Annotated in this window: 15 protein-coding genes and 1 pseudogene; 11 read left to right on the top strand and 5 right to left on the bottom strand. The window is 34.4% G+C overall.

Annotation, left to right across the window (positions count from 1 at the left end; translation table 11 throughout):
* Nucleotides 1–2: 2 nt before the first annotated feature.
* Nucleotides 3–152, bottom strand: coding sequence for a hypothetical protein (locus IPH11_05950; protein ID MBK6913215.1), 150 nt, complete (start codon nt 150–152; stop codon nt 3–5).
* Between the two features lie 308 nt (nt 153–460).
* On the opposite strand from IPH11_05950, the gene rmuC reads away from it, so the two are divergent.
* Together rmuC and IPH11_05940 are read left to right on the top strand one after the other, a co-directional pair.
* A complete protein-coding gene (gene rmuC / locus IPH11_05945; protein ID MBK6913214.1) occupies nt 461–1,822 on the top strand; it encodes a DNA recombination protein RmuC in 1,362 nt (453 codons plus the stop codon).
* On the top strand, nt 1,819–2,250 hold the full coding sequence (locus IPH11_05940; protein ID MBK6913213.1) for a GNAT family N-acetyltransferase: 432 nt from the start codon (nt 1,819–1,821) through the stop codon (nt 2,248–2,250). Before rmuC ends, IPH11_05940 begins: the two co-directional genes overlap by 4 nt.
* On the opposite strand, the gene IPH11_05935 is transcribed toward IPH11_05940, so the two are convergent.
* From IPH11_05935 to IPH11_05925, 3 genes are all read right to left on the bottom strand, one after another.
* Nucleotides 2,231–2,410: a hypothetical protein gene (locus tag IPH11_05935; GenBank protein ID MBK6913212.1), complete on the bottom strand. Its 180-nt coding sequence runs from the start codon at nt 2,408–2,410 to the stop codon at nt 2,231–2,233. The genes IPH11_05940 and IPH11_05935 overlap by 20 nt on opposite strands.
* A gap of 142 nt (nt 2,411–2,552) precedes the next feature.
* Nucleotides 2,553–3,017 (bottom strand): EVE domain-containing protein, encoded by a 465-nt coding sequence (locus tag IPH11_05930; protein ID MBK6913211.1) that lies wholly within the window; start codon nt 3,015–3,017, stop codon nt 2,553–2,555.
* A gap of 25 nt (nt 3,018–3,042) precedes the next feature.
* Nucleotides 3,043–4,446 carry a hypothetical protein gene (locus IPH11_05925; GenBank protein MBK6913210.1) on the bottom strand — a complete coding sequence of 468 codons (1,404 nt, stop codon included), beginning with the start codon at nt 4,444–4,446 and terminating at the stop codon, nt 3,043–3,045.
* Nucleotides 4,447–4,551: 105 nt separating this feature from the next.
* Between IPH11_05925 and IPH11_05920 the strand changes: the two genes are divergently transcribed.
* From IPH11_05920 to IPH11_05890, 7 genes are all read left to right on the top strand, one after another.
* On the top strand, nt 4,552–5,235 hold the full coding sequence (locus tag IPH11_05920; GenBank protein ID MBK6913209.1) for a DUF4159 domain-containing protein: 684 nt from the start codon (nt 4,552–4,554) through the stop codon (nt 5,233–5,235).
* Between the two features lie 5 nt (nt 5,236–5,240).
* The gene (locus tag IPH11_05915) at nt 5,241–8,612 is read left to right on the top strand and encodes a hypothetical protein (protein MBK6913208.1); all 3,372 of its coding nucleotides are present in this window, start codon (nt 5,241–5,243) and stop codon (nt 8,610–8,612) included.
* An 84-nt stretch (nt 8,613–8,696) separates the two neighbouring features.
* Nucleotides 8,697–10,334 carry a PAS domain-containing sensor histidine kinase gene (locus tag IPH11_05910; GenBank protein ID MBK6913207.1) on the top strand — a complete coding sequence of 546 codons (1,638 nt, stop codon included), beginning with the start codon at nt 8,697–8,699 and terminating at the stop codon, nt 10,332–10,334.
* Nucleotides 10,335–11,717 carry a sigma-54-dependent Fis family transcriptional regulator gene (locus IPH11_05905; GenBank protein ID MBK6913206.1) on the top strand — a complete coding sequence of 461 codons (1,383 nt, stop codon included), beginning with the start codon at nt 10,335–10,337 and terminating at the stop codon, nt 11,715–11,717.
* 22 nt (nt 11,718–11,739) lie between these two features.
* Nucleotides 11,740–12,078: an STAS domain-containing protein gene (locus IPH11_05900; protein ID MBK6913205.1), complete on the top strand. Its 339-nt coding sequence runs from the start codon at nt 11,740–11,742 to the stop codon at nt 12,076–12,078.
* Nucleotides 12,079–12,136: 58 nt separating this feature from the next.
* Nucleotides 12,137–13,705: a response regulator gene (locus tag IPH11_05895; protein ID MBK6913204.1), complete on the top strand. Its 1,569-nt coding sequence runs from the start codon at nt 12,137–12,139 to the stop codon at nt 13,703–13,705.
* A gap of 174 nt (nt 13,706–13,879) precedes the next feature.
* Entirely contained in the window at nt 13,880–14,155 is a 276-nt protein-coding gene (locus IPH11_05890; GenBank protein ID MBK6913203.1) for a hypothetical protein, read from the top strand.
* Between the two features lie 18 nt (nt 14,156–14,173).
* On the opposite strand, the gene prfA is transcribed toward IPH11_05890, so the two are convergent.
* On the bottom strand, nt 14,174–15,253 hold the full coding sequence (prfA, locus tag IPH11_05885; GenBank protein MBK6913202.1) for a peptide chain release factor 1: 1,080 nt from the start codon (nt 15,251–15,253) through the stop codon (nt 14,174–14,176).
* Nucleotides 15,254–15,331: 78 nt separating this feature from the next.
* On the opposite strand from prfA, the gene IPH11_05880 reads away from it, so the two are divergent.
* Nucleotides 15,332–15,805, top strand: coding sequence for a hypothetical protein (locus IPH11_05880; GenBank protein ID MBK6913201.1), 474 nt, complete (start codon nt 15,332–15,334; stop codon nt 15,803–15,805).
* Between the two features lie 41 nt (nt 15,806–15,846).
* Nucleotides 15,847–17,077, top strand: a pseudogene (locus IPH11_05875) (4-hydroxy-3-methylbut-2-enyl diphosphate reductase).
* Nucleotides 17,078–17,083 lie beyond the last annotated feature (6 nt).

Genomic DNA, 17,083 nt, shown 5'->3' with positions numbered 1-17,083 from the left:
ATTTACTTCTCATTTTTCTTTTTCGTTTGCTGCCCCAGCCTATCTGATTTATCAATTTTGTTGGACAGCCAATTAACGAAAATGAAAAACAATGCGAGACCAAGTAAAACAAGAAACGTAATGCCGATAAAAACTATTGTGTACATACTCATAAAAAAAACTCTTATTAATCTTTATTCAAAGTAAGTTGCTTCACTGCTTACTTGCAAATAGTTAGAATTGGAAAAAGACCGCTTATAAAAATGTTTTATTTTCGCTCTACTTTTTATTGTCATATTTTTATCATCCATGTATTTTAGAATCAAGCATTGAAGAAAATAAACTTTGATGAAGCATAATTATTTACGGATCAAAGAAAATAGAAAGCAGTTGATTCAGGTGACTCGGCACAAGATGAAGATTGAGCAGATCAAAATCAGCGAAACCTGCATTCCATTGCTTCAAATATTAAAAGGATAATATGGAAATAATATATCTCATCCTTGGTTTAGTAGTTGGATTTGTAGTTGCTTACTTCTTTTTCAAAAGCAAAAAAACAATTTCGATTGATGAAGCAAATAAGCTCAATGAGCAAATCAATTCTTTCAAAGTTGAAATTGGAAAATTGGAAGAAAGAAACTCCGGGTTTGTCAAGGATAAATCAAATCTTGAATCCGAACTTCAGGCAGAGCGTGTAAAAGTTATTGATCTTACTACCGCTCTCTCCTCATTGAAGTCTGATTACGCAAATCTTCAGCAAAAACTTAGCGAACAAAAAGCTGAAATAGAAGAGGTGCGGGAAAAATTTATAAAAGAATTTGAAAATCTTGCCAATAAAATATTTGAAGAAAAAAGCAGCAAGTTTACCGAGCAGAACAAGTCCAACCTTGATCAAATACTAAAGCCGCTCAGTGAAAAGATAAAAGATTTCGAGAAAAAAGTAGAGGATGTTTATGTCACCGATTCAAAAGAAAGAGCCGGCCTCATTCAGCAGATAAAAATTCTGCACGAGCTTAATCAGCAAATGAGCAAAGATGCGAACAATCTGACATCTGCATTGAAAGGACAAAGTAAAACTCAAGGTAATTGGGGCGAGTTTATTCTTGAAAGTATTCTTGAAAAATCCGGACTCGTAAAAGGTAGGGAATATGTCGTTCAGGAAAGCATTACTGCTGAATCAGGCAGAAGATTTCAACCGGATGTAATTATCAACTTACCGGAAAATAAAAGCATCATCATTGATTCAAAAGTTTCATTAGTTGGCTATGAAAAATTTATCTCTTCTGAAGATGAGCACGAGAAACAACTTGGTTTGCGTGAACATATTAATTCAATACGGTCGCACATAAAAAATCTGAGTGGGAAGAATTATCAAAATCTTTATCAGCTTGAAAGTTTAGATTTTGTTTTGATGTTTATGCCAATCGAGCCAGCATTTGCTTATGCAGTCCAAAATGATGCTTCACTTTTTACCGATGCATTTGAAAAAAATATTGTTATCGTAAGTCCGTCCACATTGCTTGCAACGCTTCGAACAATTGCCAGCATTTGGCGTCAGGAAAGTCAGAATAAAAATGCGGTTGAGATTGCAAGACAAAGCGGAGAAATGCTCGATAAGTTTACAGCTTTTGTAGATGATTTAATTTCTGTTGGAAAAGGCTTAATTTCAACAAAAGATAATTACGATAAAGCAATGAACAAACTAACAGAAGGGAGGGGCAACCTAATAAGCCGATCTGAAAAAATTAAAAAGCTTGGTGCAAAAACAACCAAAGCTCTTCCAACTTCAGTAGTGAATCGCTCCCAGTTAGATGAGGAAAATAATTCGCTGGAAAATCAATGATCATTAAAACTCCGGTGACGAGTGAAGAATGGGAGAAATGTTATGATCTTCGGTGGCGAATTCTGCGCGCACCGTGGAATCAGCCGCGAGGAAGTGAGATAGACGAATACGAGAACTCGGCAATTACTGTGATGGCAATTGATGATGAAAATAATGTTGTCGGAACAGGCAGGGCTCATTTCAATAATAAAGATGAAGCACAAATAAGATTTATGGCTGTCGAAAATTTTTATAGAGGCAAGGGCGTCGGTGCAGCGATTTTATCCGAACTTGAAAATAAAGTAATTGAACTTGGAGCAAAAACAATAGTATTGAATTCGCGTGATACTGCCGTGGAGTTTTACAAACATCACGGTTATAAACTTGTAAACAATTCCCACACCCTTTTCGATGCCATCCCTCATTTTTTTATGGAGAAGAAAATTTGATTTTAGTGGAGCTGATCGGGAACCCCCCCCCCCCCTCCCGGCGGGGGCCGGCCCCCCCCCCCGGGCCCCCGCCCCCCAAATTTTTCTTTTTCCCCCCCGCCCGCCCCCCCCCCCCCCGGGGGGCGGGGCCCCCCCCCCCGCCGCCCCCCCCGATTTTCAATTTTTATTTAGAACGAACGACCTTCCCGATTAGATCGGGACGCTCTCCCAACTGAGCTACAGCCCCGAAATTTTATTCAAGGAACAATAAATTCTTTAATTCAAAATTACTGAATTCATAAATCATTTGTACTCTTGTGATTTTAATTTCCCATCTTCAAAATTTCATCCCACTCATATTTTGTTACAGGCATCACTGATAATCTGTTCCCGCGCTGAATAAGTCTCATATTTTTTAATGTTGAATTTGCTTTAATGCTTTCTAATGTTACCGGTAAATTAAATTCTTTGCTGAATTTAATATCAACCATAAACCAAGTAGGATTTTTAGGATCAGCCTTCGGATCAAAATGATTATTGTCGGGATCAAATTGTGTAGGATCGGGATAAGCAGATTTTACAACCTCACAAACTCCGACAACAGCAAGCGGATCAGCGTTGCTGTGATAGAATAAAACTCCGTCTCCAACTTTCATTTCATCACGAATAAAATTTCTTGCCTGGTAATTTCTAACTCCATCCCAGCAGGTTGTTTTATTTTTACTTTTCTTCAAGTCTCCAATAGAAAAATTTTCAGGTTCTGATTTTATGAGCCAATATTTTTTCAATTCATTCTCACTTTTATTTTTGATTTTATATTTTAGATTGTTTTTTAAATACAGCAACTTTTTCACCGTGTGATTCAAATATTTTTACGGGGGAATAGTGCTTAGTGAATCTTTCATCATCACGCCCGGCATGATTCATAATTTTGGGGTAGTCATTGATAATGAAATCCGGTTGATATTTTGAAATATACCAGCCAAAATCTTTTTGATTTAGGTGAGATACAACTTCGGGATTTACCAGACCGAGTGCATCTACAATTTTACCTTTTTTATAATAATACCCCATTATTCCAATTTCATCAACTCCCAGAATTGTGTTATCGGAAACATTCTTATTTAACCATTCAATAGCTTCAGTATAATTAGAATACTTCGGATTAAATCCTTGGCTTATAGTTTTGAGAGGTAGAATTGTTGCAATAATGAATAAGCAAGTTAAAACAAGATATTTAATATTTTCTTTATTTATGATATCTGATAAAAAATATGTAAAAAGAATTGATAATGGAATTGCAAATGGTGTATAGTACCACTGATACGGCGGTGCGTTGAGAATAAAAGTATAAACAAAAAACAAGATTCCGAAATAGAAAAAAATTATTAAAATACCTTCATTCTGTATCAAAACAGATTTTCTTTTGATTAAATAAAATGTACAAACAATGAAACTTAAAATTAAAAATGATGCACTGAATAAAGTTCCGGGTATTGCATTAAAAAATCCTCTCAGAAAAATTAATCCTGCTCCATGCATCTGAAATTTCTCCTGAGATAATTTTACTGCAATCGTTGTCGGCAAGAACGAATCAAAATAAAAAAAACTAAAAATAAACCATGGCGCAACAGTTAAAACTAAGATCATTATTAATTTTATTGGAAACAGGTTTTTGTTTTTTATCATATAAAAGAATAACAATATCCCCGCAAAAAGCACTGAATCCAATCTGGCAAGTACTGAAAGTCCGGCGAACAAAAAAGCAAGTTCGTATTTCTTTTTTGTGAACATTAAAACCGATAGAGTGATCAGAGCAAGATTAAGAAATGTCTCCATTCCAAAGCCAAACTTAAGTAATGGGTTTGCCAGTAGAATTAATGGGAAGAATTTAAACGCATCAGAGTTTTTCCAAATATTTTTGACCGATAAAATGATTACGGCTAAAGAAGATACTCCAATTAAATTGCCTAACAACGGGAAAATATCCCTGGAAAAGTTTTGAGTAATAAAGTATAACATTGCCAGAATTAATGTATAAAGAGGTGAAGTAGTTGCATTAATTCTTTCCCCCAAATTATAAACGTAACCGTTGCCCTCTGCAATATTTTTTGCATAAGTATAAAATATATATGCGTCGTCCTGCCGAAAATTTAAGTATCCGAAAAACATTACGAATAGCAGAACAACACTTAGTACGAAAGAAAATTTTGTCATCAGTAGAACTGACTTATTTTTTGAAATAAAAGAAAATTGTTATAAATAAATTTAATTCTAAATAAATTGTATTGAAATTAATGTTAATGTTGGATAACTTAAATTATGAAGAAAATGTTTTTCAAAATATTTCTCGTTTCCATCCTTTGTTCTTCGGTCATTTGTTTTTCGCAGAGCAAAGAAGGATTTCAAATAGTACGCTTAAAATATAATGGCGGTGGAGATTGGTACAATGATCCTTCTGCCGAGGTTAATCTTTTAAACTTTGTGCAGGCTAATACAAATATTTCTGTGAAGCCAGAATATAAATTCGTTGATTTATCAAGTGAAGAAATATTTGCTTACCCATTTTTATTTCTGACCGGGCACGGCAATGTTGTTTTTTCTTCCGATGAAGTCGAAAGGTTAAAAAAATATCTTGACTCCGGCGGCTTTCTTTATATTGATGATGATTATGGAATGGATAAAGCTATTCGCAGAGAAATAAAAAAAGTCTTTCCGGAAAATGAGCTTGTTGAAATTCCTTTCAATTACGGGTTGTACCATTGTCTATTTGATTTCCAAAACGGTCCGCCGAAAACTCATGAACATGATAATAAACCACCGCAAGGTTTTGGAATATTTTTAGGCAGCAGGCTTGCTGTTTATTACACTTACGAATCCAATCCAAGCGACGGCTGGGCTGATCAGATAGTACACAATGATCCGCAAGAGAAACGCGAAGAAGCTTTGAGATTTGGTGCGAATATTATTGTTTGGGCTTTATCGAACGGAGTTAAAATAAATTAAAGTTTATGAATTCAAATTATTACAAGGAAATTATTTCGCGTTTAAAAATTCTGATCAAAAAAGAATATTTGCTCGAAATCTTGTTAGGGGTAATTCTCACGTTCAATGTGATTATTCTTTCAGGAACTTTTTTCAGCATACTCGAAGTTTTATTTTATTTTTCCTCAATCTTAAGAACAATCATTTTCTTTGTGCTGCTATTAATTTTATTAGCACTTGCCGGTAATAAAATTTTACTACCACTGTTAAAATTTTTTGGTTTATTAGGCGAGTTTGATTTTCTAAAGACCGCTCAAAAAGTCGGAAAGCATTTTAATTTTGTTCAAGATGACCTACTCAATGCAATGCAGCTTGCAGCGGCTGACTTAAACAAAAGCACGTATTCAAGTTCATTAATTGGTGCAGCGTTCGAACAGGTTTACCACAAGGTTGAAAATGTTCGCTTTGAATCAATTGTAAATTTCAAACGTGCCAGACTGATATTTCACTATTCAAGCGCACTACTTCTGTTTGTTATTTTGTTGTTCAGTTTCATTCCCGGGCTTGGAAGCGCTTCGATTCGAATTATGAATTTCAATACAGAATTTCTTCCCCCGCAAAAATTTTACATCACTATCGAACCGGGGAATGCACAAATTACCAAAGGGGAGAATGTATATTTTAGAATTTCGCTCACCGGTGATGCGCCAAAAAAAATATTTTTTTCTATTAAATCAGATGAGGAAACTGATTTTAAGAATATCGGTTTAAAACCAGACTCAACCGGAATATTTAATTTTAATTTAAAAAATGTAAGAACTTCGCTTGAGTATTTTGCTTTCGCCGAAAATATTTCGAGCGATCAATTCAGAATTGAAGTCATTGATCGTCCGGTAATTCGTAATTTTGAAGTAACGGTAACTCCCCCTGCTTATTCCGGCATGAAAAAATATTCTATTCAAGATAATGGAAATGTGACTGGTTTAATCGGCAGCCAGGTTAGTATAAAAATAATTTCTTCCAAAGATTTGAAATATGGACAGCTCTTTTTTTCCGATTCATCATTTGTGAAACTTTCAATCAATGGCAGTGAGGCTATGGGTAATTTCAGAATTTCGAAAAATGTAGAATATCATGCCGACATTTTCGACCAATTAAATAAGAATAACCTTTCGCCGATTAATTATTTTGTAAAAGTCCTGAATGATGAATATCCACAAATTGAAGTTATTGCACCGAATAAAAACACAATTCTTCCAAATGATAATCGCCAGCCGCTGTTTGCTAAAATTGCCGACGATTACGGCTTCGATAAATTAATTTTGAACTATAAAATCAAAACTGAAAATTCTAACGAGGAAAAATCATTTCAAAAAATTGAATTACCAGTTGTAAAAAAGAACAGAGAACAAGATGTGAATTATATCTGGAATTTATCTTTTATGAATTTAGCTGCCAATGATGAAGTTCAATATTTCTTTGAAGTTTTTGATAATGATAATATCAGCGGTCCAAAATCAACGAAAAGTTCGTCGTTTATAATTCGTGTACCATCTTTGAATGAATTATTAAATCTCGCCGACAAGACACAAAATGAAATTCAAACTGACCTTAAAGAAACATTGAAAGATGCGAACGAGTTGAAAGAAGAGCTAAATAAATTAACACAGGATTTAAAGAAAGATAAAACTGAATTAAGTTGGGATGAGAAAGATCAGGTTCAAAAATCATTAGAGAAATTTGAAGACCTTCAGAAGAAAATAGATGAAACGAGCCAGCAGTTTGACAAAATGAAGGATCAACTTCAGGAAAATAATTTACTTTCAAAAGAAACTCTGGAAAAATATATGGAGCTTCAGGAATTGCTCGATCAACTTACGAGCGAAGAAATGAAGAAAGCCATGAAGCAGCTTCAGAATATGATGCAAAATATGAAGCGAGATCAGAATCAGCAGGCGCTTGAAGATTTTAAAATGGATGAGGAAAAATTTCAGAAGGGTATTGAACGAACTTTGAATCTCCTTAAAAGAATTCAAATTGAACAAAAACTTGACGAATTAACAAAACGCACAGAGCAGCTTGCAGAAGAGCAGTCAGAAAATCAAAAGCAAACTGAAAATCAAAATAGCGCTGAGCAAAAAGAACAATTAAAAAAAAATCAAGAGGACATTTCTAAAGAACTCGAGCAGCTTTCGCAGGAGATGAAAGAGCTTGCTGATAAAATGGATGACTTTAAAGATATGCCGAATGATCAAATGCAGCAGATGATGAAAGAGTTTAACGAGCAGCAAAATCAGCAGCTATCTGAAGACGCAATGAAACAAATGCAGCAAAATGATATGCAGTCTGCTATGCAAAATCAAAAACAAATTTCTTCAAACATGCAAAAGATGAATCAAATGATGCAGCAGATGCAGCAATCAATGAATCAGCAAAATCAGATGCAGACTTTTTCCGATATGATGAAAATGATGGATAATATTTTAATGCTATCCAAGCAGCAGGAAGAATTAAAAAACAGATCTCAAAATATGGATCAGAATTCTTCAGAATATTCTGAACTATCGCAAAAGCAAAATGAAATCTCTGCAAACCTCGATAAATTGATGAAGCAAATGTCCGAGCTTTCACAAAAGACTTTTGCCATTACTCCCGAAATGGGGAAAGCTCTTGGCGATGCGAAGAAAGAAATGCAAAAATCGCTTCAGTCACTCCAAAATAGAAACGGAAATTATTCTGCAATCCCGCAGACTGATGCGATGCAGAACCTGAACATAGCCGCCAACATGATGAAGGGTTCAATGGAATCAATGATGCAGTCGGGCGGGCAGGGGGGAATGATGTCCTTAATGCAGCAAATGCAAAAACTATCAGGGCAGCAAATGAGCCTCAATAATCTTACTCAAATGTTAAAACAGATGCAGCAAGGTACTTTATCAATGCAGCAGCAAGGCGAGCTTCAGCGTTTGGCAGGTCAACAGCAAACTATCCAAAAGTCACTTGAGCAATTGAAAAAGGAGGCAGAACTGTCAGGTAAATCCAAAACGATTCCGGGAAATTTGGATAAAGTAATTGAGCAGATGCAGGAGGTAATTACAGATATGAAAACTCAAAAATTAGATGACGAGTTGATTCAGAATCAGGAGAACATTCTTTCTAAAATGCTTGATGCTCAAAAATCAATTAACGAAAGAGATTTTGAAAAACAGAGAGAATCTTACACCGGTAAAAATATCGCTGGTCAATCACCGGCTGATCTTAATCTAAATAAAGATCCCAAAGGAAATAAAATTTTAGATGAATTGAACTCGGCTGTTAAGGAAGGGTATAAAAAAGATTATGAAAATCTTATAAAAAATTATTATGAAGCACTTCAAAATGAAAAAATCCGAAATTGATTTCATTTCAATTAACATTCATATTTTATCTGTTTGATTAAGAAGTAAAATCATTATATTTTTTATATTAAATATTATGATTTAATGCTTGACCTAATCAGTAATACTCTCAACGTTATAGCTAAACTTAGCAATAGCAGCATCAGCTACTTATTCAAAGCAACAAAAACCGACTTTGAAATTTTAAGTTATGCCGGTAACGACCCTTCAAACTATGAATCGCTGAATTCTATTTTATTAAATCTTTACAAGTTGTCCGGTTCCGATCGAATCACTTACGAAGGTGATCCCATAATTAAAGAAACAGCATCATCACTGGCGGTAAAATCATTTCGAATATCTCATCTCTTAAATTCAAGCGAAAAACAGTTTGATATTTATCTTGTTCTACTTTCTTCAAAAAGTGAAAATTATGGGAATAGTTCTTCTGAAGCATTGAGTAAAGTGATTAAGACACTCAACTATCAGGTTCGCGAGTGGGCAAACATCAGCGAATTGATTAAAGATGATGCTGAGACGAACATGATATATCCTTTGGATTCAAACGGCGAAAATTTTGTTGACCAGAGAATTTTTTTTAACATTTCAGAAGATTTGTTATTCATACTTGACAGAGAGGGAAAGTTCTCTAAAGTAAATAAAAAAGGTGCAGAAGCTATAAACCAGTCCGTAGGAAAACTAATAGGAAAACATTTTCTTGATATAATTGAAGATTCAAACAAAATAAAAATTCAGGAATTGTTGAAAGAGGTTTTGTTATCCAAAAAGGAAATTAACTTTGAAGTTATTTTAACTGATGATCTCGGCGAAAAATTTTTTTACCTGATGACCATCAAAACAATTTGTACTCCGGATAAAATTTGCGGACTTGCCGGAGCAGCAAAAAATATAAGTCAAATAAAAAACTTAGAAGCAATAATCAATGACTTGAAGCCAAAATTGATTGAATCTGAACGCCTTCTAAGCATAGAAAGACGCAGGGCGCATCAACAAAAATCATTATTGGTTGAATTGAATAAATTAAAGAATGAGTTCATTTCAAATATCTCCCACGAACTTCGAACTCCACTTGCATCAATTATTGGATTTTCTGAAACTATAGAATCCGATGATAATTTACCCGAAGATATGAGGAAGGATTTTAACCGGATAATTTTAAGCGAAGGAAAAAGATTAGCTAAACTGATTAACGATGTGCTCGAGTTATCCAGAATCGAAAGCGGAACAATTGCACTTAATAAATCAAATTTTGATTTAGCCGAATTGATTAAAGAAACAATTGAATGTTTTAAAACCGATTTACAGGAAAAAAGCATATTTCTAACCACAGAATTTCCCACTGAGGAGATATTTTTATTTGCAGACCGTGAAAAAATCTCACAAGTTTTCTGCGGAGTAATAGGTAATGCTATAAAATTTACCGATAAAAATGGAAGAATAACCGTTATCGTTAACAATTTAATGAAAGAGGCGGAAGTCATAATTAGTGATACAGGTGCAGGAATTCCAGAAAAAGACCTTCCTTTTATATTCGAAAAGTTCTATCGGGTGCAAAGAAAGGACTCGGAAAATCCCGGCACAGGTCTTGGCTTGGTTTTTGTTAAGCAGATTGTGGATTTGCATAAAGGTTATGTCGAAATCCAAAGCGAAGTTAACAAAGGCACCAGCGTTATAATAAGATTGCTGAAAAGCCTTAAGATCAATTTAAATTCAGGAAGTTAAGTGGAGAAGTTAGTTTTTATTGTAGATGATGAACATTCAATTTCTAAATTATTATCTTTTTGGGTAAAGGATAAATGGAAATACAACGTGGAAGTATTTTCTCGCGGTGAAGACCTTTTGAGAAAACTTAACTCTAAACCCGATGTAATTCTATTAGATATTATGCTGCCCGGGATGGATGGATTGGAAATTCTCAGGCGCGTTAAGCAGTTTGATGAAAATTTACCGGTAATAATGTTATCTGCTCAAGGAAGTATTGAGGTGGCGGTTGAGTCTTTAAAGTTTGGCGCCTATGATTATTTCCAAAAACCAATTGATCAGCAAAAGCTTGAACTCGCTATCAAAAATGCTATTAAAAATTATGATCTCACGCGCGAACTTGTAAACCTGCGCGAAAATGTAAAAAAAGAATACAGCTTTGATAATATTGTTTCCGCTGACGGCAAGATGCAGGATGTTCTCAAACTTGTTCATAAAGTTTTAGATAATGATATAACCGTACTCATTTATGGTGAAAGCGGCACCGGGAAAGAACTGATTGCACGTGCAATTCATTTTAATGGCAACAGAAAAAATAAACCTTTTGTTGTTGTTAATTGTGCTTCTATTCCAAGAGAACTTCTTGAAAGTGAATTATTCGGTCATGAAAAAGGTTCCTTTACTGGTGCTCATCAAAGAAAGCTTGGCAAATTCGAAATTGCAAACGAAGGCACAATTTTTCTTGATGAAGTTGGAGAACTGGAAATGCTGCTTCAGGCAAAACTTCTTCGAGTAATTCAGCAAAGGGAATTTGAACGAGTTGGTGGAACTGAACTGATCAAAACCGATGTCCGTATTATTTCTGCTACTAACCGTGATTTGAAACAAGCCGTTGAGCAAAGAGAATTCAGGGAAGATCTGTATTACAGACTTAATTCATTCCCCATTTCGATTCCACCATTAAGATTTCGTAAGACAGACATCTGGGTTTTAGCTGAACATTTTCTTTCTGTATTAAATAAAAAATTAAATAAAAATATTAAAGGTTTCAGCAAGAAAGCCTTAAAATGTATCTATGAGTATAGTTGGCCTGGAAACATCCGCGAGATGGAGAATACTGTTGAACGCTGTGTGATTATTACAGAAAATGATACAATTGATGTTGAGGATTTACCCCCGCATATTCGTACTACTGAGCCGATGGATATGATGGATTATTCGGGAACACTTTTTAGTGACGACACTATTATTCCTTTTGAAAGGCTTAAAGAAGAATCTATTCGTCACGCTTTAAAAGTAACAAAAGGGAATATAGTTGAAGCGGCAAAAAAACTTCAGCTTGGAAGAGCTACGATTTACAGGCTGATGGAAAAATATGAAATTGAAAACAGGGCATTCGATTAATAAAATTTGAAAGCAAAAAAAAATGGACTTTATTAGAGAAGAATTTGGAAAGGTAATTGTTCATCATGTAGCTATTACACGAGCTACTCTTCGTGAAGCAGAGGAGTTTAAAACAATTTTAGCGAAAGATATTTTAGCCGGTCAAAAAAATATTGTGGTTGATCTTACTGAATGTGAATTCATTGATTCCACTTTTCTTGGGGCTTTAGTAATCTCACTTAAGAAAGTTACTGCTATCGGTGGTGATTTAAGATTGGTCGGCTTTCAGGAAGCTGTTAATTCAATGTTCGAACTCACAAGAATGTATCGGGTCTTCGAAACATATAAAACAAGAGAGGACGCAATTAATAGTTTCCTTTAATTAAAACGAAATCTCAAATTAGTTTTTAAATTTCTCTTTATGTTACTAATGAACGTTGATGCAGGCAGCAAATAATTCAATATTAGTTATAGACGATGATCTTATTATTCGTAAGCTTTTAACCCACCATTTAAAATCCCGCAATTATAACATTCACATTGCAGAAAATCCTGCTGAAGCATTTACTGTTTTACAGAATGAAAATATTAATCTCGTTTTGTGTGATGTAATGATGGATGGAATGGACGGCTATACATTTTGTCAGAAAGTTCGAGATGACGAAAGGTATCGTTTGCTGCCGTTCATTTTTGTAACTGCAAAAAGCTCACTCGAAGATAAAACCCATGCAATGGAGGTTGGAGGTGATGATATTATTACAAAACCATTTAATGTTGAAGAACTCCTGCTTAAAGTAGCTTCACTCCTTCGGCGGGCTGAAATTCATCAGATTTATGGAGTAAGGAAGGACCTTGAAAAATCTTTTACCCATCACAACCCAAAACTTGTTTTAGTTGATGACGATCCAACAATGTCAAAACTTTTCGAGTATAACCTTTCAAAAGCAGGTTACGATTGTAAAGTTGCTAATAATGCTGTGGATGGATTCAACCTCATAAAAAACTTTTCTCCCGATATAATAATCTCGGATATAATGATGCCTAAAGTTGATGGATTTGAATTTAGAAAAATGCTGCTTGAGGATCCGCAGTTAAAAACAATTCCCTTCATCTTTTTAACTGCAAAAGGAAATGAGTCTGATATTCTTGATGGTTATGATTTAGGTATCACAGATTATGTCGTCAAAACTTCCGGACCGCGAGTTATAGTAGCAAAAGTTAATGCAATTTTAAAAAGCTTAGATAAAGAAAAAGATAAAATTGTTTCCGAACTAAGTCATGCCACTGGGTTAATGCGCGCAAAAGTAATACCCGATACCTTTCCGGATTTTGCAGGATTTGAAATAAAGCACTGGCATGTACCGTACGAAGGAGTTCCGGGAGGAGATTTTATAGATTACTTTCTATTAAACGAGGATAATATAGTGGTAGTGCTGGGTGATGTAATGGGTAAAAGGTGGGGTGCCTGGTATTTTGCTTTTGCTTATGCAGGTTATGTAAGATCTGCTTTGCGTATGGTGCTTCAAAACACAGAGATAATTTCAGCCGGCGAAATTCTTCAGCAAGTTAATCAAAGCGTTTTTAAAGATGCTAAAGTAGCAGAAGTATTTGCAACTTTGTCTATTGTAGTTATAGATAAGAAAAATAAAATATTGAAATATTCCGGGGCGGGGGATCTTCCTTTAATTTTTAAATGCTTTGCATCCGGCGAAGTAAAAAAAATTTCTGCCGATGGTTTGCTGCTTGGATTTGCAGAGCAAGGTAATTATTCCACAGTGGAAATCAATTTGAACAATGGCGATCAAATCTTTATTATGACAGATGGCATTATCGAATCACGAAATAAAGATGGCGAGCAGTTTGGAAAATCAGCATTGCAAACAGTTCTTGATTCATTGAATCCCGATATTGATTCAATTCAAAAGCTTAAAAGAGAATTCGAAAATTTCAACGGCGGTATTTTTGAAGATGACATCAGCCTGATTACAATAAAATGCAAATTTGACTAACCGATAAGTTTTATTCTTGTCTTTTTTTCACTCGCCTTCTTCTAATGAGACAATAAAAAAAAATTCCCTTCCCAAAATTCTTCAATTCCTTAATATTTATCCATTATAAAACAGGCAAAGTATTTGATAGTGAGATATATCATAAATATTAATTCAAACAAAAAGAAGTGAACTATGAAAGGTGCAATTATTCGAAAGTCAATTACATTTCCAACAGCCGGCTTTTCCATGAAGGAAATTATAAAACCAATTTTCTCCCCGATAATTTTTGGAATTTATGGTTTCTCACTTCTCTTGGCTTTTTTAATATTAGGTAAATTTATTTCTTACTTGATTGGAAACAGCGCGACTTTCTCGGTTGATTTACAAATTGTCGCAACATCAATATCGGGTTTTGTATTATTCTATCTTATCAAACTAATCGAATTAATTAGAGGCAGGAAGTATTAAAAAATAAATTTGAAACAGTTATTCTGAACCGGCAGCCTGAAGTTTTTCAGTCCTCTCGGCTAATTTAAGTTGTTCAATCAAATCGTTTAAATCGCCGTTAATAATGTTTGAAAGATTGTAGAGAGTCAGTCCAATTCTGTGGTCAGTCATTCTATTTTGGGGGAAATTATATGTGCGTATCTTATCGCTTCTATCACCGCTTTTCACCATTGATTTCCTTTGAGCGGAAATTTCATCATTATGTTTTTTTAGTTCGAGATCATAAATCCTCGCCTTCAAAACTTTTAATGCTTTTTGTCTATTTTTTAATTGCGACCTTTCATCCTGGCACTGAACAACAAGCCCGGTAGGCAGATGAGTCATTCTAACAGCAGTTTCAACCTTATTCACATTTTGTCCTCCTGCACCGCCGGAACGAAAAATGTCAATCTTCAAATCATTTGGATTTATTTCCACCTGAACATCTTCTGCTTCGGGAAGAACTGCCACTGATGCAGCGGAAGTATGCACCCTCCCATTAGCTTCAGTTTCCGGCACACGCTGAACTCTGTGAACGCCGCTTTCAAATTTCAAATCGCCATAAACACCTTCGCCTTCGATAGTAAAAACAGCTTCTTTCAGACCACCAAGACCAGTTTCGCTGATGTCTATAAATTCAACTTTCCAATTTCTTGTTTCGGCAAACCTTGTGTACATTCTGAAAAGATCATAAGCAAATAGAGCAGCTTCTTCTCCTCCGGTGCCGGCTCGTATTTCAAAAATCACACTCTTATCATCATTCGGATCTTTTGGAAGAAGCAGCAATTTTATAACGTCTTCCATCAGAGTCATTTGATTTTCTAATTCTCCAAGTTCAACCTCGGCGAGCATTTCAAGCTCTTTATCAACACCCGAGTTTATTAATTCCTTGTTGCCTTGAATATTTTTTATCAATTGGGAATATTTTTCGTAAGATTCAACAATACTTTCCAGTTCGCTTCTTTCTTTGCTGAGATTTACCATTTTCTCTCTCTCATTCATGACTTCAGGATCGGAGAGCATCTGGTTAATCTGTTCGTATCTTATTTTGATTTTTTCTAATTTGCTTAATAAGTCCATTGTTTTTATTCATTTTTGGATTGCAAATATAGCAAACCTAAATTTCAATTTCTAAATTACTATTAAATTAGGCGTATGATGGAAGCATTCAACAGCTCTGCTAAACAAAATTTTTTTACTTCGCTGAATATTATTTTTGTAGCTCTATCTTTAGGGCAATTGATTTTTTTCGGAGTTGTTTTTTTTATTGCAAGCCAGAACAGTATTCAAAGAAACCTGGATTTAGATTCGATACTGCTTTACCTTAGTCCGGTCTATTCTATTTCGATGATTTTTCTCTCCAAATTTTTATACAATAAATATTCGCAAAATGTTGATAAGTCGCTTGATGTTAAAAGTAAAGCTATGAAGTATCGTACTGCATCAATTGTTAATTGGGCGATGCTCGAAAGTGCCAATCTTTTTTCATTAGTTAGCTTTTTATTAACCGGCAATTACCTACATCTGTTAATTTTTACCGGCGTATTTGCGGGATTTATTTTGAATCGTCCATCCAAAGAAAAATTTATTATTGATTACAATGTCACAACTGATGAACTAAATAATTTATAGATTTATTTATGCTTATCTATATTTTAAATAGAATATATTAATTGAAAAATTTTAACATCCCAAATATTTACAGAAGTTCTTTTATAACTAAAATTAAGAATACACGTAAAGATCTTGATCCCAGAAAAAAAGATTTTACACCAACGCTATTAGATTTTGGTTCGGTTAGATTTTTTCTTGCACGCCATTTCGGATTCTGCTACGGTGTAGAAAACGCTATCGAAATTGCATATAAAACTATCGAAGAAAATCCTGGTAAACGAATTTTTTTGCTAAGTGAAATGATTCATAATCCAGGAGTTAACAATGATTTGCTAAATCTTGGTGTAAAGTTTTTAATGGATACATCTGGAAAACAATTAATTGATTGGAATGAATTGACCAAAGAGGACATTGTTATTATCCCTGCATTTGGAACGACTTTAGAGATTGAAAAAAAACTTAATGAACTTGGAATTAATCCTTATAGATACAATACAACTTGTCCTTTTGTAGAAAAAGTTTGGAACAGAAGTAATCAACTTGGAGATGATGATTTTACTGTTATAATTCACGGCAAATCTTACCACGAAGAAACTCGTGCAACATTTTCGCACAGCAAAATAAAAACAGCATCAGTTATTGTTAGAGATATTGAAGAAGCTAAATTACTTGCATCTTTTATCTGAACAATAAATCAGAAGATGAATTTTATAAAACTTTTTCGGGCAGATTTTCAGAGGGGTTTGATGTTGATAAGGATTTACAAAAAATCGGAGTAGTAAATCAAACTACAATGCTTGCAACAGAAACTCAGGCAATTGCAGATTTGCTAAAAGATACAATGATAAAAAAATATGATATCGAAAATCTTAAAAAACATTTTGCAGATACACGCGATACACTTTGCTACGCAACAAATGATAATCAGGAAGCAACGTATGGATTATTAAATGTTGAAGCAGATTTAGCTATTGTAGTTGGCGGATATAATTCATCTAACACTTCGCATATTGTTGAATTGTGTGAAGAAAAGTTACCGACTTATTTTATCTCGTCTGAAGACAAAATTATATCTGAGAAAAGAATCACACATTTTAATCTTAAGAATCATAAAGAAATCGAAACAGAAAATTATCTCCCCCAAAAGAAGTTGTTAATATTTTATTAACCAGTGGTGCAAGCTGCCCGGATGCAGTGGTTGAAGCGGTATTACGAAAGGTTCATTCATTTTTTCCAGATGATAAAAATGTTGATGAAGTGATTCGCATGTATTTGAATCCACAAGAATAGAACACG

It is taken from the genome of Ignavibacteriales bacterium (genome assembly GCA_016709155.1).
GTDB lineage: Bacteria > Bacteroidota > Ignavibacteria > Ignavibacteriales > Ignavibacteriaceae > JADJEI01.
This window is presented reverse-complemented; position numbering and strand designations above follow the sequence as displayed.